Source organism: Pseudomonas sp. GD03903 (assembly GCF_029840045.1).
Lineage (GTDB): Bacteria > Pseudomonadota > Gammaproteobacteria > Pseudomonadales > Pseudomonadaceae > Pseudomonas > Pseudomonas pseudonitroreducens.
In genome coordinates, this window is sequence record NZ_JAOCBT010000010.1 from 213137 (window position 1) to 231209 (window position 18073).

General features: G+C 62.8%; 18 protein-coding genes. 6 read left to right on the plus strand and 12 right to left on the minus strand.

Annotated elements, in window-relative coordinates; all coding sequences use genetic code 11:
• Position 1 precedes the first annotated feature (1 nt).
• The 3 genes from N5C91_RS18190 to yacG all read left to right on the plus strand — a co-directional run bounded on the left by N5C91_RS18190 (position 2) and on the right by yacG (position 1751).
• Positions 2-874, plus strand: a complete 873-nt coding sequence (locus N5C91_RS18190; RefSeq protein ID WP_279831031.1) for an A24 family peptidase — start codon at positions 2-4, stop codon at positions 872-874.
• Between the two features lie 65 nt (positions 875-939).
• Positions 940-1548 (plus strand): dephospho-CoA kinase, encoded by a 609-nt coding sequence (gene coaE / locus N5C91_RS18195; RefSeq protein ID WP_236175757.1) that lies wholly within the window; start codon positions 940-942, stop codon positions 1546-1548.
• Positions 1545-1751, plus strand: a complete 207-nt coding sequence (yacG, locus tag N5C91_RS18200) for a DNA gyrase inhibitor YacG (protein ID WP_279831032.1) — start codon at positions 1545-1547, stop codon at positions 1749-1751. Before coaE ends, yacG begins: the two co-directional genes overlap by 4 nt.
• Before the next feature lie 186 nt (positions 1752-1937).
• On the opposite strand, the gene N5C91_RS18205 is transcribed toward yacG, so the two are convergent.
• The 3 genes from N5C91_RS18205 to N5C91_RS18215 form a co-directional block, all read right to left on the minus strand.
• Positions 1938-2153: a hypothetical protein gene (locus N5C91_RS18205; protein WP_279831033.1), complete on the minus strand. Its 216-nt coding sequence runs from the start codon at positions 2151-2153 to the stop codon at positions 1938-1940.
• A gap of 107 nt (positions 2154-2260) precedes the next feature.
• Positions 2261-2950: an energy-coupling factor ABC transporter permease gene (locus tag N5C91_RS18210; protein ID WP_279831034.1), complete on the minus strand. Its 690-nt coding sequence runs from the start codon at positions 2948-2950 to the stop codon at positions 2261-2263.
• Positions 2947-3381 carry an FAD/FMN-containing dehydrogenase gene (locus N5C91_RS18215; RefSeq protein WP_236200630.1) on the minus strand — a complete coding sequence of 145 codons (435 nt, stop codon included), beginning with the start codon at positions 3379-3381 and terminating at the stop codon, positions 2947-2949. The genes N5C91_RS18210 and N5C91_RS18215 overlap by 4 nt, the downstream gene beginning before the upstream one ends.
• Before the next feature lie 121 nt (positions 3382-3502).
• Between N5C91_RS18215 and N5C91_RS18220 the strand changes: the two genes are divergently transcribed.
• The 3 genes from N5C91_RS18220 to N5C91_RS18230 all read left to right on the plus strand — a co-directional run bounded on the left by N5C91_RS18220 (position 3503) and on the right by N5C91_RS18230 (position 5749).
• On the plus strand, positions 3503-4132 hold the full coding sequence (locus N5C91_RS18220; RefSeq protein ID WP_169941845.1) for a DUF1780 domain-containing protein: 630 nt from the start codon (positions 3503-3505) through the stop codon (positions 4130-4132).
• A gap of 94 nt (positions 4133-4226) precedes the next feature.
• Complete coding sequence (locus N5C91_RS18225) at positions 4227-4397, plus strand: DUF3094 domain-containing protein (RefSeq protein ID WP_017516731.1); 171 nt, start codon at positions 4227-4229, stop codon at positions 4395-4397.
• Between the two features lie 53 nt (positions 4398-4450).
• Positions 4451-5749 (plus strand): NAD(P)/FAD-dependent oxidoreductase, encoded by a 1299-nt coding sequence (locus N5C91_RS18230; RefSeq protein ID WP_279831036.1) that lies wholly within the window; start codon positions 4451-4453, stop codon positions 5747-5749.
• Positions 5750-6195: 446 nt separating this feature from the next.
• On the opposite strand, the gene cyoE is transcribed toward N5C91_RS18230, so the two are convergent.
• The 9 genes from cyoE to N5C91_RS18275 form a co-directional block, all read right to left on the minus strand.
• Positions 6196-7083, minus strand: coding sequence for a heme o synthase (gene cyoE / locus N5C91_RS18235; protein WP_081517366.1), 888 nt, complete (start codon positions 7081-7083; stop codon positions 6196-6198).
• A gap of 11 nt (positions 7084-7094) precedes the next feature.
• Positions 7095-7460: a cytochrome o ubiquinol oxidase subunit IV gene (cyoD, locus tag N5C91_RS18240; protein ID WP_024765643.1), complete on the minus strand. Its 366-nt coding sequence runs from the start codon at positions 7458-7460 to the stop codon at positions 7095-7097.
• On the minus strand, positions 7460-8089 hold the full coding sequence (gene cyoC / locus N5C91_RS18245; RefSeq protein WP_015475724.1) for a cytochrome o ubiquinol oxidase subunit III: 630 nt from the start codon (positions 8087-8089) through the stop codon (positions 7460-7462). Before cyoC ends, cyoD begins: the two co-directional genes overlap by 1 nt.
• Positions 8090-8093: 4 nt before the next feature.
• Positions 8094-10076 carry a cytochrome o ubiquinol oxidase subunit I gene (gene cyoB, locus N5C91_RS18250; RefSeq protein ID WP_236175762.1) on the minus strand — a complete coding sequence of 661 codons (1983 nt, stop codon included), beginning with the start codon at positions 10074-10076 and terminating at the stop codon, positions 8094-8096.
• A gap of 6 nt (positions 10077-10082) precedes the next feature.
• Positions 10083-11075, minus strand: a complete 993-nt coding sequence (cyoA, locus tag N5C91_RS18255; protein WP_236175763.1) for a ubiquinol oxidase subunit II — start codon at positions 11073-11075, stop codon at positions 10083-10085.
• 925 nt (positions 11076-12000) lie between these two features.
• Positions 12001-13545: a TolC family protein gene (locus N5C91_RS18260; RefSeq protein WP_279831039.1), complete on the minus strand. Its 1545-nt coding sequence runs from the start codon at positions 13543-13545 to the stop codon at positions 12001-12003.
• A gap of 76 nt (positions 13546-13621) precedes the next feature.
• Entirely contained in the window at positions 13622-14947 is a 1326-nt protein-coding gene (locus N5C91_RS18265) for an HlyD family type I secretion periplasmic adaptor subunit (RefSeq protein WP_236175765.1), read from the minus strand.
• Positions 14948-14954: 7 nt separating this feature from the next.
• The gene (locus N5C91_RS18270) at positions 14955-17126 is read right to left on the minus strand and encodes a type I secretion system permease/ATPase (RefSeq protein WP_236175766.1); all 2172 of its coding nucleotides are present in this window, start codon (positions 17124-17126) and stop codon (positions 14955-14957) included.
• A 612-nt stretch (positions 17127-17738) separates the two neighbouring features.
• A partial coding sequence (locus N5C91_RS18275; protein ID WP_279831041.1) for a hypothetical protein occupies positions 17739-18073 on the minus strand: 335 nt, incomplete at its 5' end.

Below are 18073 nucleotides of genomic sequence, written 5' to 3' on the forward strand. Positions count from 1 at the left end.
CATGCCTGTTCTCGAGTTCCTGGCCAGCACTCCGCTGGCCTTTGTTTTGTGCGCCACCCTCCTCGGTCTGCTGGTCGGCAGCTTCCTCAATGTGGTGATCCACCGTCTGCCGCGGATGATGGAGCTGGACTGGCAGCAGCAGGCGCGGGAGACCCTGGGCCTGCCGGAGGACGAGAAGCGTCCGACCTACAACCTGGTCCTTCCCAACTCCCAGTGCCCGCACTGCGCCCACGAGATCAAGCCCTGGGAGAACATCCCGGTGGTGAGCTGGCTGGTTCTGGGTGGCAAGTGTTCGTCCTGCAAGGCACCGATCAGCAAGCGTTATCCGCTGATCGAGCTGGCCTGTGGCGCACTCTCGGCCTTCATCGCCTGGCACTACGGCTTCGGCTGGCAGGCCGGGGCGATGCTGCTGCTGAGCTGGGGCCTGCTGGCGATGAGCATGATCGACGTCGACCACCAGTTGCTGCCGGACGCCCTGGTGCTGCCGCTGTTGTGGCTGGGCCTGATCGTCAATTACTTCGGTCTGCTCACCAACCTGAGCGATGCACTCTGGGGGGCGGTGTTCGGCTATCTGAGCCTGTGGTCGGTGTACTGGCTGTTCAAGCTGCTCACCGGCAAGGAAGGCATGGGCTACGGCGACTTCAAGCTGTTGGCCATGCTCGGCGCCTGGGGGGGCTGGCAGGTGCTGCCGCTGACCATCCTGCTGTCGTCGCTGGTGGGTGCTGTGCTGGGAGTGATCATGCTGCGCCTGCGCAACGCCGAAACCAGTACGCCGATCCCCTTTGGTCCCTACCTGGCCATCGCCGGCTGGATTGCGCTGCTCTGGGGTGATCAAATAACCGCGACCTATCTGCAGTTCGCCGGTTTCCGCTAGCCTTCTCCCGCGCCGAGTTTCGTCGGCGCATCTGGACGGCCACCGGGCCGGCTGAAAGGAGAAGCATGAAACCCTGGATCCTCGGTCTCACCGGCGGTATTGGCAGCGGCAAGAGCGCCGCCGCCGAGCATTTCGCCGCGCTGGGTATACACATGGTCGATGCCGACCACGCCGCGCGCTGGGTGGTCGAGCCTGGCCGCCCTGCCCTGGCGAAGATCGTCGAACGCTTTGGCGAAGCCGTGCTGTTGCCGGACGGCCAGCTCAACCGTGCCGCCCTGCGCGAGCGCATCTTCAAGGCGGAAGACGAACGTCGCTGGCTGGAGCAACTGCTGCACCCGCTGATTGGCCAGGAGATCGCCAGCAACCTGGCGCAGGCGCAATCGCCCTACGCCATCCTGGTGTCGCCGCTACTGGTGGAGTCCGGGCAGTACCGCATGACCCAGCGCGTGCTGGTCGTGGATACCCCCGAACACCTGCAACTGGAGCGCACGATGCGCCGCGATCAGGTGTCCGAAGAACAGGTCCGTGCGATTCTGAAGGCCCAGGCCTTGCGCGATGACCGACTCAAGCACGCCGACGACGTGCTGCTTAACGATGGCGACCTCAGCCACCTGCATCAGCAGGTCGAGCGTCTGCATCAGTTCTATCTAGGCCTGCGTGGAGGACAACCATGAGCCAACCCCTGAACGTGGAATGCCCCACCTGTGGCGCCCCTGTTGAATGGAACGCCAAGAACGAGTTCCGCCCCTTCTGCTCGCACCGCTGCAAGCTGATCGACCTCGGCGCCTGGGCCGCGGAAGAACACGCCATTCCCGGCGATAACCAGGAGGACGAGCTGTTCTCCGGCGATCTGGAAAAACCGCCGCGCGGGCATTGAGCCGTAAGGAAAAAGCCGCCTCGAAAGGCGGCTTTTTTGTGGGCGAACCTTTGCTCCAGGCCACAGGGTTCTTTGTAGGAGCGAGCTTGCTCGCGAACTCTCTCCCGGCAACCGATGAGCGTGGGCTGTTCGCGAGCAAGCTCGCTCCTACAGAAAAGCAAAAGCCCGCGGGTGCGGGGTTTTCAATCAGGGACGCATGAAGGCGTAATCCCGCTCGTCATCCAGGTTGTCGGCGAGGAACTGCAACTCGTGCGCCAGATCCTCCTGAGTGCGCACCTGGGCATTGGCGCGCACCACGGCGCTGAGCATGGCGCGCAAGGCCATTTGCGGGTCCTGGCCCGCCGCTTCGGCTTCGATCAGCAGTTCGTGGAGGCGTTGTTCGGCCCAGCTGTGAATGCTCATCGGCAATCTCCTTGCGAATGGGGGGCCAAGCTTCCCTGATCGTAGGAGGTTCCCGAACTGACCTGGATCAAATCACGCGGACGATGCGGGCGGTCGATGGTCGCGCATCAGCGCGACTCATCATCATCCTTCCACGGAGCCTGCAGGTAGCGTGTGCGGTTGAAGGTTTCCAGCCAGTCCGGATAGAAGACCACCAGCCCGGTGACGATGGTGCCGTTGATGAAGGCCTCGGGGAACATGATCAGCCACAGGTAGCCGATGAAATCCTCGATCCACGCCGGCATCGGGAACAACCCGTCCATCCACAGCAGGCCGAGCCCCAGCAACAGACTGCAGACCGCCGCCAGTGCCGCCGGGAAAAAACCCGAGCAGAAGATGTAGACGAACAGGTTCCGCGGCTGCCGGCGCTCGACGAGGATCGCCGCCACTTCAGTGATCAGCACCGGAATCAGGATCAGCAGGATGCCGTTGACACCGATGGCGGCCCAATCCTGTCGGTCGATCAGGCACAGGCCGATCTGCGCGACCAGCCCGACGATGATTGCCAGCGGCCAATCCAGCAACAGGGTCACGGCGGTCATGCCAATGAAATGGAAAGACACCCCGGAAGCAAAGTCCCGCCGCACCAGCCAGAGCAGGAATAGTCCGAGCATGGTGCCGAACACCAGGTGCTGGCGGCGAAAATCGCTGACCAGTTCCAGCCACGGCGCGCGCCAGATGGCCCAGGCGACGACGGGCAAGTAGATCGCCCAGCCGAGCTCGAGGGTTTCTTCGGACAGCAGCTGTGCGGCGATCACGGCGTGCCCCGCTCCAGCGCCTGGCGCAGTGCATCTGCCGAGCCGAAGCTGTGGCTGGCGACGACCTTGCCCTGTTCCAGCTGCAACCAGGTCACCGCATCTGCCGTGGCCGGGAAGCGACTGGCCACGCGCGGCTCGCGGTCGAGCAGCACGCGATAGGAGTAGTCACGCATGGCGGGGATGGCGAACATGCTCGAGATCGGTGCCGGCATGCGACTGATGTCAGCGACGAAAGCGGCGCCACGCGACTCCAGGTAACCCTGCGGACGATCCGCCAGAGCCGCTTTTACCAGCTTCGAACCGGCCATGTCGTGGGCGACCAGCAATACCTTCAGATCGGCGTTCGCCGTGTAGGGTTTGTCGAACTGGTCCAACAGCGTCCAGCCGATGGCTGGCGACTCCTGCGCCGTCGCCAGGCTCGCCAGCACCATCAACAGCAACCCGCTCAACAGTCGTTTCACGCTTCCCCCTCAGCCCTTGCATCAACGATTGGCAACAGTCTACACGCGCCTCTGCCACCCGCCCGCGCTTCGCAGCAACTATGCTTGAGGCATGAACGAGTCCGACTATCTGCGCCTGCTGACGCGCCAGGCGGAACAAGCCAACGACTTCCTCTCCAATGCCCGCAAGTGGGAACGGGAGTGCTGGGCCTGCCAGCGACTGCTGCAGGCATTGAAGGTGCCGTATCGCCAGGAAGATTTCGTTGCGCCAACCCAGCAGCCACCGGACGTGCTGTTTCGTGATGCAACCTTCGAGGTGTTCTTCGTTCTCGACCAGGGCCGCCGGCTCAACGAGGAGTGGAAGGAAGAACTGTTGCGCCGACGCATGGCCCAGAGCATCAACCAATTGATCCGCCGTGAGCAGCGGCCGCGGCGGATTCCCTGCGCGGAGCTGCAGGCGCGGCTGGCACCGACGCTGCGCAAGAAAGCACACAACTACACCGAGCGCGGCATCGACCCGCGCGAACTGGACCTGCTCGCCTTCGTCAGCCTCAAGCGCGAGACGCCGGACTTCAACACACCCTTTCCGCCGCCTACCGAGTACCTGCGCCAGGGTTGGCGCTCACTGTCGGTGGTCGGCCCGACCTTCGCCCGTGTGCTGTTCGCCCACAGTGACGCCCCGGATTTCCTGCGCGGTAGCCTGGGCCGAAGCATCCTTTTCGACATGGGCGTCGGCCTGTAAATAGGCGCTCATGCAATGCTGCATTGATCGGCGGCGCATTGAGAGGCCGCGCAAGCCCTACTAGAATGCTCGACATTATAAACGGAGGCCGCCCATGCCCAGTCGCCTGAGCCCCGAAGACCAGCAGAAGGTCGATCAGTACCTCAGCTCCCCCGTACACCAGGTCCAGCGTGCGCCATTCAAGCCCTGGCTGATGATGGGGGCCTTGCTTGCTGTGGTCATCGCCCTGGGTTTGCTGAGCCGCCTCCTGGCCTACCTTGCGTGAGCGCCGTGCCGCCACGGGCCGATACAGGATTCCTTAAGCTATGAGAATGCACCATGTCCCATCGTATCGTGATCGTCGGCGGCGGCGCCGGCGGGCTGGAGCTCGCGACCCGTCTCGGCCGCACCCTGGGTAAAAAGGGCAAGGCGCGCATTACGCTCGTCGACGCCAACCTCACCCACATCTGGAAACCCCTGCTGCACGAAGTCGCCGCTGGCTCGCTCAACTCCTCGGAGGATGAGCTGAACTATGTCGCCCAGGCGAAATGGAACCACTTCGAATTCCAGCTCGGCCGCCTCGATGGCCTGGATCGCGCGAGCAAGCGCATTCAGCTCGCCGCCACGCTCGATGAGCAGGGCGAGGAGCTGGTGCCGGCGCGCAGCCTGGAATACGACACGCTGGTCGTGTCCATCGGCAGCACCACCAACGACTTCGGCACCACAGGCGCCGCGGACCACTGCATCTTCCTGGATACCCGCGAGCAGGCCGAGCGCTTCCACAAGCAGTTGCTCACCCATTACCTGCGCGCCCACGCCGGGCAGGACAAGGACGACCAGATCAGCGTTGCCATCGTCGGTGCCGGCGCCACCGGTGTCGAGCTGTCCGCCGAGCTGCACCACGCGGCGCAGGAACTGGCGGCCTACGGGCTGACCGGCATCCAGCCGCAGAACATGCGCATCACTCTGATCGAAGCCGGCCCACGTGTGCTGCCGGCGCTGCCCGAACGCATCAGCCAGCCGGTGCACCAGACGCTGGAGATGCTCGGCGTACGCGTAGCCACTGGTTCGGCGGTACAGGAAGTGACGGCCGACGGCTTGCGCACGGCAGCAGGCGAGTTCATTCCGGCGAGCCTGAAGGTCTGGGCAGCAGGCATCCGCGCACCAAGCCTGCTCAAGGACATCGACGGCCTGGAGACCAATCGCATCAACCAGTTGGTGGTGCGCCCTACCCTGCAAACCACCCGCGACGACAACATCTTCGCCTTCGGTGACTGCGCCGCCTGCCCGCTGGGCGATGGCAGCGAGCGCACCGTGCCGCCGCGCGCCCAGGCCGCTCACCAGCAGGCTTCGCTGTTGGCCAAGGCACTGGTCGCGAAGCTCGATGGCAAGCCGCTGCCGGAGTACCGCTACACCGACTACGGCTCGCTGATCTCGCTGTCGCGCTTCAGCGCGGTGGGCAACCTGATGGGTAACCTGATGGGCAGCGTGAAGCTGGAAGGCTGGCTGGCGCGGATGTTCTATGTATCGCTCTACCGCATGCACCAGATGGCGCTGTACGGGCCGTTCCGCACGGCGTTGCTGATGATTGCCGATCGGATCGGGCGCAGTACGGAGCCGCGCTTGAAGCTGCATTGATCCAGCGGGATAGAGAGAGGCGGCCACCGCATGGTGGCCGCCTTTTTTCATTGGGCCGTTTACACCAGCATCGCGGACGGGGCCCGCTCCTGCGAGATACCTCTGCGCTTGGGCCGTCCCTCACCCTAGCCCTATCCCAAGGGGAAAGGGGAACGTTCGGTGCAGGATGAATCCTGGGTGTCAGCCGGTACGGACTGCTCTCTCTCCCCCGGGAGAGGGCTGGGGAGAGGGGAAAGCATCGGCACGGGCTTCCCGAGAAAGTCAGTTGCTGCTACGAGGGAGCCACCCCATTGTAGGAGCGAGCTTGCTCGCGAACGCTCTTCCGGCAGCTCCAACGCTGGGGCGGTTCGCGAGCAAGCTCGCTCCTACAAAAAACCGTCGCTGAGAAATCCCAGGCACAAAAAAGCCGCCCCGAGGGGCGGCTTTTTCGTTGCAGCAGAGCAGCCTTACAGCGCCGCCAGCATCGACTGGGCCGGGATGGCCTGGAAGTCGATGGACATCATCAGGCTCAGCACGCTGATCGCGATGATGGAGAAGGCAAACAACTGGCGGGCCCAGCGGCGATCGTCTTCGGCACTGAAGCCTTTCACCGCGATGAACAGCCACCAGGCGCTGACGGCCAGCGCCACCACCAGGTAACCGTAGCCGGCGAAGCCGGTCACGGTCAGCAGCAGGGTCGCCAGGCCGAAGGCCACGACGTAGTAGAGGATCTGCTTCTTGGTCGCTTCGATGCCCCGCTCCACCGGCAGCACGGGAATCCCGGCGGCGCGGTAGTCGTTGAGGCGGAAGATCGCGATGGCGTAGCTGTGCGGCATCTGCCAGAGGCAGAAGATCAGCAGCAGCACCGCCGCGCCCATGTCGAAGTGACCGCTGGCGGCGCAGTAGCCCACCACCGGCGGCATGGCTCCGGAGAGACTGCCGACCAGCGTGCCGTAGACCGAACTGCGCTTGAGCCAGAGGCTGTAGAGCACGACGTAGACGAAGAAGCCGAACGCAGCGAGCAGGGTCGCCTGCACGTTGGTCTTCCACGCCAGCAGGCCGAAGCCCGCCGCGCCGAGGACCACACCGTGGGCCAGGGCGGCCTTCAGCGAGATCTGCCCGGTCACGGTGACACGGCTGCGGGTACGCTCCATGAAGCGATCGATGTCGCGGTCGATGCAGTTGTTGAACACACAACCGCTGGCAACGACCAGGGACAGGCCGATCACGGTGGCCAGCAGCAGCATCGGGTCAACGCTGCCGCGAGCGGCGAGGAAGTATCCCCCCGCCACCGCGATCAGGTTTCCGAAGATGATGCCCGGCTTGGCGACCAGGAGATAACGCTTGAGTTTCACGGCATCGGCCCTCAGGGCATCGGCATCATCAGGGTGTCTGCGGTGTAGATGATCCACAGCGACAGACCGACCACCAGCAGGATGATGATGGCGGTGAAGATGAATGCCATGACGTTCCAGCGGCCTTCGGAGCTGAAGTTCATGTGCAGGAAGCAGATCAGGTGCACGACGACCTGAACCAGACCCAGGATCACCATGGTCAGCAGGGTGGCGTGACGCGAGAAGCCACCGTCGATGACCATGTAGAACGGGATCGCGGTGAGGATCACCGAGAGCACGAAGCCGATGGCGTACGAGCCCAGGCTGCCGTGGCCGGCACCGTGGGAATCGTGGCCGTGGGCGCCGTGGGAGTCGTGATGATGTGCAGCAGCGGACATTACAGAGCCCCCATCAGGTAGACGACGGTGAAGACGCAGATCCAGACGATGTCCAGGAAGTGCCAGAACAGGCTCAGGCACATCATGCGGGTGTTGTTCTGCGCGGTCAGGCCACGGGTGCCGATCTGCGCCATCAGCACCAGCATCCACAGCAGGCCAGCCGATACGTGCAGGCCATGCATGCCGACCAGGGTGAAGAAGGACGACAGGAAGGCGCTGCGGCTCGGGCCGAAGCCTTCGACGATCAGGTGATGGAACTCGTTGAGTTCCATGCCGATGAACGCGGCGCCGCAGAGGAAGGTCACGCCCAGCCAGGCGATGGCCTTGCCCTTGGCACCCTTGTGCGCGGCCAGCATGGCCAGGCCGTAGGTGCAGGAGGAGATCAGCAGGATCGCGGTTTCGACGGCCACGTAGGGCAGTTCGAAGATGTCCTTGCCGCTCGGGCCGCCAGCCGTGTGGTTGACCAGCACGGCGTAGGTGGCGAAGACGCTCGCGAACAGGATGCAGTCGGTCATCAGGTACAGCCAGAAGCCGAAGACCGTCATGCCGCCGCTGTCGTGGGCGTGGTCGTGGTCGTGCGCCGCTTCGTGCGTATCGACCAGGTGTTGATTCAGTACTGCCGTCGACATGGTTTTATACCTGCTGCGCGGTGGCGAGTTTCTGGAAGTTGGCGTTCTCGATGCGCTCGATCTCATCCGGCTGGACGTAGTAGTCCACGTCGGTGATGTAGCTGCGCACGATGACCGAAGCGATCATGCCGACGAAGCCAACACCCACCAGCCACCAGATGTGCCAGATGGCGGCGAAGCCGAAGAGGAAGGCGAACACGGCGATGGAGAAGCCAGCGGCAGTGTTCTTCGGCATGTGGATCGGTGCATAGGCCGGCAGCTTGCGGTACGCGGTACCGGTCTGCTTCATCTCGTGGAACGCGTCGATGTCGTTGACCTTCGGCAGTTCGGCGAAGTTGTAGTACGGCGGCGGCGAGGAAGTGGACCACTCCAGGGTACGGCCACCCCACGGGTCGCCAGTCTCGTCGGCCAGGGCCTTGCGGTTCTTGATCGACACCAGCAGCTGGATCAGCTGGCAGGCGATACCGAAGAAGATCAGCACGGCGCCGCAGAAAGCCACCACCATGTACGGCTGCCACATCGGGTTTTCATAGTGGTTCAGGCGACGGGTCATGCCCATGAAGCCGAGGACGTACAGCGGCATGAAGGCCATGTAGAAGCCGACCAGCCAGCACCAGAAGGAACGCTTGCCCCACTTCTCGTCCAGCTTGAAGCCGAAGGCTTTCGGGAACCAGAAGACGAAGCCGGCCAGGTAGCCGAACACCGCACCACCGATGATGGTGTTATGGAAGTGGGCGATCAGGAACAGGCTGTTGTGCAGCAGGTAGTCAGCACCCGGAATGGCCAGCAGAACGCCGGTCATGCCACCGATGGTGAAGGTGATGATGAAGCCCAGGGTCCACAGGATCGGGGTATCGAAGCGCAGGCGGCCACGGTAGATGGTGAACAGCCAGTTGAACAGTTTCACCCCGGTCGGAATGGAGATCAGCATGGTCGCAACGCCGAAGAAGCCGTTGACGTCGCCGCCCGAACCCATGGTGAAGAAGTGGTGCAGCCACACGGTGAAGCCGAGGAAAGTGATCGCGGCGCTCGCCCACACCATCGAGGTGTAGCCGAACATGCGCTTGCCGGCGAAGGTCGCGGTGACTTCGGAGAAGATACCGAAAGCCGGCAGGATCAGGATGTACACCTCAGGATGGCCCCAGGCCCAGAAGAGGTTGATGTACATCATGGCGTTGCCGCCCAGCTCGTTGGTGAAGAAGTGCATGTCGAAGTAGCGGTCCAGCGACAGCAGGCCCAGGGCCGCGGTCAGGATCGGGAACGACGCAACGATCAGGATGTTGGCGAAGGTGCAGGTCCAGGTGAAGATCGGCATCTGCATCAGCTTCATGCCGGGGGTGCGCATCTTGAACACGGTCACCAGGAAGTTGATACCCGTGAGCAAGGTACCCATACCCGATATCTGTAGAGCCCAGATGTAGTAGTCCACACCCACGCCCGGGCTGTAGGCCAGCTCGGACAGCGGCGGGTAGGCGACCCAGCCGGTACGGGCGAATTCGCCCAGGCCCAGGGATACGTTCACCAGCATGGCGCTGACGACCAGCAGCCAGAAGCTCAGCGAGTTCAGGAACGGGAACGCCACGTCGCGTGCGCCGATCTGCAGCGGCACGGCCAGGTTCATCAGACCGGTCATGAAGGGCATGGCCATGAAGATGATCATGATCACGCCGTGAGCGGTGAAGATCTGGTCGTAGTGTTCCGGCGGCAGGTAGCCGTGGTTGGCGCCTTCAGCCAGCGCGAGCTGGCCGCGCATCATGATGGCGTCGGCGAAGCCGCGCAGCAGCATGACCAGGGCGACGATGATGTACATCACGCCGATTTTCTTGTGGTCGATGGACGTCAGCCACTCGGTCCACAGGTAGGTCCACTTGCGGTAGTAGGTGATCGCGCCGAACACACCGAGGCCCAACAGGGCGACGACTGCCAGCGTGATGACGATGATCGGCTCGTGATACGGCACGGCCGACAGTGTCAGTTTCCCGAACATCTGCGGTTACTCCTGGCTCGGATTCATTTGCATGCCCTGCATGCCTTGCATGTTGCTCATGTCGTGGCCCGCCATGGCGGCCTCTTCATGCGCTTCGCCGTGCTCGCCCTTCTCGGCCTGTTCTTTGGCTTCGTGGGCCTTGGCCATCGCGTGGCCAGCGTGTTCCCACTTGTTCAGCACATGGGAGAACAGCTCGGGGCTGACGGTTGCGAAGTAGGTCGCAGGGACGTTCTCGGTCGGCTTCACCAGCTCCGGGTACTGATCCAGGTTCAGGGTCTGCTGCGAGGCCTTGACCTTCGCGACCCAATCCTGGAAGCCCTGCTCGGAGGTGGAGATGGCCTTGAACTTCATGCCCGAGAAGCCGCCGCCGCTGTAGTTCGCGGAGATACCGTCGAACACGCCTTCTTCGTTGGCGATCAGGTGCAGCTTGGTCATCATTCCGGCCATGGAGTAGATCTGGCTACCCAGCTGCGGGATGAAGAACGAGTTCATCACCGAATCCGAGGTGATCTGGAAGTTCACCGGAGTGTCTTTCGGGAAGGCGATTTCGTTGACGGTGGCGATACCCTGTTCCGGGTAGATGAACAGCCACTTCCAGTCCAGCGAGATGGCCTGGATGGTCACCGGCTTGACCTCGGAGTCCAGCGGACGGTACGGGTCCAGCTTGTGGGTGCTCTCCCAGGTGATCCAGCCGAGCACGGCGATGATCAGGCAGGGAACCAGCCATACCACCAGCTCGATCTTGGTCGAGTGAGACCAGTCCGGCATGTAGGTGGCCTTGGTGTTCGAAGCCCGGTATTTCCAGGCGAACCCGAGGGTCATCAGGATGACCGGCACCACCACGATCAGCATCAGCAGGGTTGCCGTGATGATCAGGGACTTCTCGTCAGCGCCGACCTGCCCTTTCGGGTCGAACAGCGCCATGTTGCAACCACCGAGCATCAGCATCGGCAGCCACGCAAGTCTCTTCAAAATTCCTGTGTACTGCTCTTTTTTCATCTTGCGGCCTTAGTGGATGAAAATCGCTTCACCGCCCATGAGCCTTCGCCACGCATGCTCGACGACTCGTTACCCGCGACTTTTCCAAGCCGCCTGCCAGGGCTGTCATGGATTCACGAACGCGGCCGCAAGGATTCCAGGCAAAGGGAGGTCGCCCGGTCTTCGCGATGCGAAACCGATTTCGTCAGCTGATTCGTTCCGTGTTATTCAGCGTGTGGTGTCTGGACTGGCGGCCCGTTAGAGCGCGCACGTCGCACACCGGATGCACGAGCGGATTGCCCGACTCGTCTTATGACAGGAGCCCACCGATGGCAGCCCCCTGTTGTTATGCCGCTGCACCGAAGGGTGAACACTGGCAATGATCTGCGTCAGTGCGACTCAGCGATTTGGGGGTAGGAAATGGACGGCGGGTATTACAAAGCATTTCAGAAACGCCTTTCAAGGCCCATTCCACTCATTTTTAACAAGATATTTTCTCAGACAGAGAAACAGTCCCGGGCAGAATCGCTCAGAAAACAACCAATTCACAGGAGTTGTGCAGGGTTATTCCCTCCCTGCCAGGGGCTTGCGCGGGCATGCCATGGAAGTGTGTCAAATCCATGAAGAACGGGGCTTGCAGCAGACTTTCAACGGCTGCGCATGAGGGCCAGGAACCGTCGGCAAAGACCTTGCCATGATGACGATCAAGAACCTTTGCGAAAGTCGAGAAATCCCCCTGCGCACCCTGCGACACATCGACGCACAGCGACTTTAGCAAGGGGCAAAGTCATTCAAATTGTGACGATCGTACTTGCAACGATCAGGGGAAATGCCCCGGCATGAGCACCTCGAGGAAGGACGAGGCAGGCCTCCATGACCACCGAAGCGGACATGCCGGGAGAGCAGAGATATCTCAAGGGGGAACGATCGTCGGCCGACCGTGAAATCAGTGGCTGGCCGGAGCCAGCCAGGCCATCAGGCCGCTGGTCGCCGCACGGATACGCAGGTCGGAAGCCTTGGCGCTGTAGTAGGTGTCGGACGCCGCGATCTGGTGCGTGTAGTACTCGTTCTCGGCAATCAGCACATCGAGGAGCGTACGCTTGCCCAGGTGGTACCACTGGTCATAGAACATCTTCCGAACACGGTCGGATTCGCCCAGCAACTCCTTGTAGTCGCCTACGCGCTCCATCGACAGGTCCCGCTGCTCGGCCAGGTTGCGGATCAGGTACTCCGACTCGCGACGGGTTGCTTCCATCTTCTGCTCGGCCGCACTGGCTCGCGAATAGGCTGCACGCTGTGCCGCCGAAGCCGAACCACCCGAGAAGGCATTCCACTCCACGGCCAGGCCGGTCGACCAGGGCACGTCGTTGTTCAGCATATTGCCGCCTGCGCTGCGTCCTACCACCCAGTTCAGCTTCGGCATGCGCGAGGACTTCACCGCGTCGGCATTGGCCAGTGCCGCATCCTTCTCCCAGCGAGCCTGGCGAATGGAAGGCGTATCCGACAATTGTGCCAGCGCCTCTTCCAACGGCATGGGTGCCCAGTCCCATTTCGCGTTCGCCGGGACCGTTACATCTTCGCCAACCAGTTTGGCCAGGGTCGTTCTCACTTCCTGCAGCTTGGATTGCACGGTGTCGCGTGCGGTCTCCGCCTGCAGCAGGCGTGAGCGCGCCTGAGTGACCTCGCTTCTGCGCCCCGGGTCAACCTCGGCAATTTGCGAGAGCATGTCTACCAGCTCGCGCATGCGTGCTACATAGCGATCGCTGATCTCCAGCGATTGCTGCTGGTGGGCCAGTTCAACCACGGAGGTAGCCGTGTTATAGGCAACCGTCACCTCCGACTGCGCCATCGCCTCTTCCTGCGCATTCGCCGTCTTCTCACGGCTGTCGATGCTATGGCCGATCGCGCCGAAGTCGTAGATCGGCGTGGTCATCTGCACGGTAGTGCTACCGCTATTGTCGTAATCGTCGGACTTCTTGCTCTGCCAGGACTTCGACGCGGCACTGACCTGGACCTGCGGCCAACGAGCGCCCTTGGCCTGGTCCACATCGCCCTTGGCGGCCTGCCAGTTGGCGTCGGCCTGCTTCATTTCCGGGCTGATCTGCAGCGCGGTCCCCACCATCTGGCGGATGTAGGCCAGCGAGGCTTCTGCGTCACCCAGGCTGGAAGCAGCCACACCGCTACCAGCACCAAACGAAGTACCGGCGCCCATACCGGCCGGCAAACTCAAGTCCAGCCTGGGTGCCGCAGCCTGTTTCACTGCTGGCGTGGTCACCACTGGAGCAGCCGCCACGGGGGCAAGCTCCACTTTCGGAGCCCTGGCTACCGCTGCGGCGGGAACGGCCGGGGCAGCGGTCACCGTCACGCCACTGGCATTGGGATCGGTGCCGGCCACCTGATTGGCAGCGCCCTTGGGTTTGGAGTAGAAGCTCAGCGCTCCTTCCAGGTTGTCTGAAGACGCGGCGCTGGCCAGGCCGGACAGCGAGGTCATCGCGATGACCAGGGCCGAGCGACAGAACCTCCAGGGTTTGCTTTGACGCGTAGGAAATTTGCGGGTTTTCATTTCATCATCTCTCGCGGAACGCCTCACGCGCCTTGAGCGCGGGCTTGAGTAAGTAGTCCAGGATGGTTTTTTCGCCGGTGCGGATGTCTGCCACCGCAGTCATGCCCGGGATAATCGGGAAGTGCTTGTCACCCTTGACCAGTTCGGCCGCATCGGTACGAATCAGCACGCGGTAATACGAATCCGGCTTGCCCTGGCGGGTCTTCTCGTCATCCTTGATGGTGTCGGGGCTGATCAGCTCGACCTTGCCGCGCAGGCCGCCGTAAATGGCGTAGTCGTAGGCGGAAATCTTCACCGTGGCGGGAAGCCCTGGGCGCAGGAAGGCCACATCCGATGGCAGGACCTTCGCCTCGACCAGCAGGCGATCCTCCAGCGGGACGATTTCCATGATGTCCTGGCCCTGCTGAATCACACCGCCGATGGTGGTCACGCGGACGTTCTTGACGATGCCCTTCATGGGCGAAGTGAGCGTTGTGCGCTTCATGATGTCTTCGCGCCCGGCGAGGTTTTCCACCGACTGCGCAAGCTCGCTTTCGGCGCGCGTCAGGTCGGCGTTGGCGTCGGAGCGGTACTTGTTGCGACGTTCGCTCATCTGGATGCGCAATTCGTTCGCCGCGCGGCGCATGCGCAGGATTTCGACGTCCGAAATCAGGCCCTTTCTGGCCAGTTGCTCCGAGACCTTGAGCTCGCCCTCAGCCAGCGACAGGCTCCTCTGCAGGCCAGAAATCCCCTCGTCGAGCATCTGGCGGCGGGCGTTGTACGCCTCCGTCTCGGAGTCCACGATCGACGGCACAGCCCGCACATCCGGCGGGAATGCCAGCTTCTGCCCATACGCCTCGGCCCGCAGGCGAGCCAGCATGCCCTTGAGGCCCAGCACCTTGGATTCAGTCTCGCGGAAGCTTGCGCCGGCACGGGTCGGGTCGATCTTCAGCAACACCTGGCCGGCTTCCACCACATCGCCCTCGCGCACATTCATCTGCTCGAGGATGCCGCCCTCCAGGCTCTGGATGACCTGCTCGCGGCTCGACGGAATCACCTTGCCTTCACCGCGAGTCACTTCTTCTACGCGAGCGAAATAAGCCCAGATCAGCGCGCCGCTGAAGATCGCCGCAATCAGTACCAGCAGCACCGAACTGGCCGTGGTCTTCTGCGAAATCAGCGCCTCTTGCAGGTCCGACACATAGGCAATGTCGTTTTCACGCAGGCGGGCGACTTCGTCGGCGTAGGTCACCACTTTCTTTGCCGGCACTTTCGCGGGCACCTGCTCGGGCGCCTGCTCAGGCTGCGCGACGGCCGGCAGGCCGGCGTCCTGCTTGGGGGAATCAGTCATGATGGAATCACCACGGGTTGGCCGCGGCCTGGGTCGTCGCGGTCGAGGATTGGTTGGACTGCAGGGAGCGCAGCACGTCGGCCTTCGGCCCGTCGGCAACGATCTGGCCGTTGTCCAGAACGATCAGGCGATCAACCTGTTCCAGCACCGAGAAGCGGTGGGTCACCACCACCAGGGTGCGTCCCTGGGTGGCGTGTTGCAGGCGCTCGAGGAATAGCCGCTCGGTCTGCACATCCATGCCGCTGGTAGGTTCGTCCAGCAGCAGTACCTGCGGGTGCAGCAACAGCGAACGGGCCAGGGCCACCAGTTGCCGCTGCCCACCGGACAGCGCCTGGCCCATCTCGCCCACCGGGCGGCCAAAGCCCAACGGGTGGCTCGCAGCGACGGCCGCAAGCCCGGTCAACTCCACCACGTGAATGAGTTCTTCGGTGGTTGCCGACGGGTTGCCGATCAGCAGGTTCTCCCGCAGCGAGCCATAGAACAGCCGTGCGTCCTGGCCGACAAAGCCCACAGACGCACTCCAGTCCGCCGGGTCGATCTGCTCGGCATCGATGTTGTTGATCATCACCTGGCCTTCCACCGGCTGGTACAGGCGGGCCAGCACACGCAACAACGTCGACTTGCCGCTGCCGATGCTGCCGATGATCGCCACCCGCTCACCGTGCTTGATGTTCAGGTTGACGTTGTTCAACACCAGCGGCTTGGGCTGCATGGGGGGTGCCGGGTAGGAGAACTTCACCCGGCGCAGCGACAGCGTGCCGTCCTTGGGTGCCGGCAGATAACGACGGCCGCTCTCGCGCACCGTAGGGATTTCCATCAACTGGTTCAGCGAGCGCAGCGCTGTCTTCGCCTGCTGGTAGCGCACTGCCAGGCCAACGGCCTGAGCCAGGGGAGCGATGGCCCGGCTGGTCAGCATCACGGTGCCGATCAGCGCCCCCTGGGTCATCTCGCCATCACCGATGCGGTACACGCCCCACAGCACCAACACCACGGTGGTCAGCTGGGAGATCAGCGACACCGAGTTGCCAGCGATATTCGACAGTTTCTTGGTCTTCAGCGACGAGGCCGCCAACTGCGCGCTGAAATCTTCCCAGCGACGCAACATGCTGCCTTCGGCGTGAGTCGCCTTCAGGGTCTCGACGCCCTCGATCGACTCGATCAACAGGCCGTGCTTCTGCGAAGCCTCGCGCAGGTTCTCTTTCATCAGGCGCGACAGCGGAATCTGGATCAGCGTACAGACGGTCAGCAGCAGGAACATCGACCCCAGGGGGACCGCACCCAGGGGCCCGCCGATGAGGAACAGCACGAAGATGAACAGCAGACAGAATGGCAGGTCCGCCAAGGTCGCCAGCGAAGCCGAGGTGATGAAATCACGTACCGATTCGAACTCGCGGAACTGGTTGGCGAAGGAGCCCGCCGATTGCGGCTTGTGCTCCAGGCGAACCTCCAGCAATTGGCGGAACAGCCTGTCGCCCAGGACCAGGTCGGCCTTCTTCCCGGCGGTATCCAGCAGGTAGGCGCGGGTCTGTCGCGAGGCGAACTCGAAGCCGATCGCCATCACCACACCAATCGCCATCGACCACAAGGTGGCATAGGCCTGGTTCGGCACCACGCGGTCGTACACGTTCATGATGAAGAAGGTGCTGCACAAGGCCAGGACGTTGATCAGAAACGTCGCCAGCGCCGCGCTGTAGTAATAGCGGCGGTACCCCCACAAGGTGGAGAACAGCCAGTGTCCCTTGCTTTCCCCCTGAGGAATTTCAGTGCGCGAATCAGGTGCAGCCTGCGGCCGTACCAACAGGGCATAGCCCAGGTAGTTTTCGTTCAGCTCCTGCATGCTCAGCGTCAGCTTGGCGCCGTTGGCCTCAGGCATGAGGAACTCGAACTGCTCCCCCTCACGGGCAACCAGGATGCGCGCCTCACCGTTCTTGAACAGCAGCATGAGCGGGAACAGATAAGACGACAGTTCCGCCGGGCGACGCTTCACCCAGCCGGCGCCAATGCCCGCCTGCTCCAGCATGCGCACCACCAGGCTCGGCTTCAGGCGCGTGTCGCGCGGCAAGCCGGCGTACAGCGACTCCAGAGTCGTTGGCTTGTCATAGTGGGCGCAAAACCATCGCACCCCAGCTAGCAGGCTGTCGTTCTCGGAAGAGACGCCCAGGTCGACTTGAGTCGACATGGGCGTTGATGAGGGATTCATTGTGCACACCTACTTCGGACAGAGGGAGAAGCTGTGCGCATGGTAGAAATGCGCCGATTGCGGCGGCATCAGAAAAGCCTGATTGGGTTGACGTACCTTTCCTTCGCCAACTTGGCCGAATTGCAAGACACAGGGAAAAAGCAAGGGAAGAAGGCAAAAGCAGGAAGGCAGAAATCCAAAGGCCCTTCGGGATCACGCCGCCTTGACTCACCCTGGAGCACAGGAAACAAGCGATGGCGAGTACGAGATCAGCCGCGCGTAGCCCCGTCAGCAGATCCACGCACCGCCTCGGCCTGGCTTCCACCCGGCGCGGCGGCCGGCGGTTGACATGAGCCTGTCAGCGCGGGCCGTGCAGGCTCAATGCAACGTTCTTTCATGGAGCCCCGTGCCGCGGGGCTTGGGGCGGTGTAGCCACCGAGCATTCGGGGGCTTTGCAGATGGTCGCAGGAACAAAGTCGATACCCGCCCGGCGAGGGAGCGGCTAGCGGGCGAATCCGGGCCCCCGCCACTGCAGCAGGGCTCGATCAGAAAAAGTGCGAGGTACAGGAGGAGTTGGAGCCGACCCGAAGAGCCGGCCCCGCCTCATCGGCATCAGACCAGGTGGACCTGCACGCCCTGCTGGATGAGCAGCTCGGCCTCGGTGCTGGAGTTCTGGTAGACGTGGTAGGAAATCTCCCCTACCGCCACCGTGCCCTTGTCGGACCAGGTGCTGTCGGTGCCATTGCTCGAGTGGTGGTCGAGGTTGACCACGTCGGAGCTGTCGCCCTTGACCAGCATTTGCACACCGTGGCTGTCGCCAGTGTGGAACAGGTCGGCCTGGCCGTTATCCAGGACGTCCTGCAGCGACAGTTTCAGGCTGTTGTGTGCCTGGCCGTCGCCGGTCAGGTCGATCACTTCCATGCCCGTCACCTTGCCGTGGGCGGCGG

Coding starts and splice junctions, on each gene's coding strand:
- N5C91_RS18190 (WP_279831031.1), top strand. CDS start 2: ATGCCTGTTCTCGAGTTCCTGGCCAGCACTCCGCTGGCCTTTGTTTTG.
- cyoA (WP_236175763.1), bottom strand. CDS start 11,075: ATGAAAAAAGAGCAGTACACAGGAATTTTGAAGAGACTTGCGTGGCTG.
- N5C91_RS18270 (WP_236175766.1), bottom strand. CDS start 17,126: ATGTCGACTCAAGTCGACCTGGGCGTCTCTTCCGAGAACGACAGCCTG.
- yacG (WP_279831032.1), top strand. CDS start 1,545: ATGAGCCAACCCCTGAACGTGGAATGCCCCACCTGTGGCGCCCCTGTT.
- N5C91_RS18215 (WP_236200630.1), bottom strand. CDS start 3,381: ATGGTGCTGGCGAGCCTGGCGACGGCGCAGGAGTCGCCAGCCATCGGC.
- N5C91_RS18205 (WP_279831033.1), bottom strand. CDS start 2,153: ATGAGCATTCACAGCTGGGCCGAACAACGCCTCCACGAACTGCTGATC.
- cyoB (WP_236175762.1), bottom strand. CDS start 10,076: ATGTTCGGGAAACTGACACTGTCGGCCGTGCCGTATCACGAGCCGATC.
- N5C91_RS18260 (WP_279831039.1), bottom strand. CDS start 13,545: ATGACCTCGCTGTCCGGCCTGGCCAGCGCCGCGTCTTCAGACAACCTG.
- N5C91_RS18230 (WP_279831036.1), top strand. CDS start 4,451: ATGTCCCATCGTATCGTGATCGTCGGCGGCGGCGCCGGCGGGCTGGAG.
- coaE (WP_236175757.1), top strand. CDS start 940: ATGAAACCCTGGATCCTCGGTCTCACCGGCGGTATTGGCAGCGGCAAG.
- cyoD (WP_024765643.1), bottom strand. CDS start 7,460: ATGTCCGCTGCTGCACATCATCACGACTCCCACGGCGCCCACGGCCAC.
- N5C91_RS18225 (WP_017516731.1), top strand. CDS start 4,227: ATGCCCAGTCGCCTGAGCCCCGAAGACCAGCAGAAGGTCGATCAGTAC.
- N5C91_RS18265 (WP_236175765.1), bottom strand. CDS start 14,947: ATGACTGATTCCCCCAAGCAGGACGCCGGCCTGCCGGCCGTCGCGCAG.
- cyoC (WP_015475724.1), bottom strand. CDS start 8,089: ATGTCGACGGCAGTACTGAATCAACACCTGGTCGATACGCACGAAGCG.
- N5C91_RS18220 (WP_169941845.1), top strand. CDS start 3,503: ATGAACGAGTCCGACTATCTGCGCCTGCTGACGCGCCAGGCGGAACAA.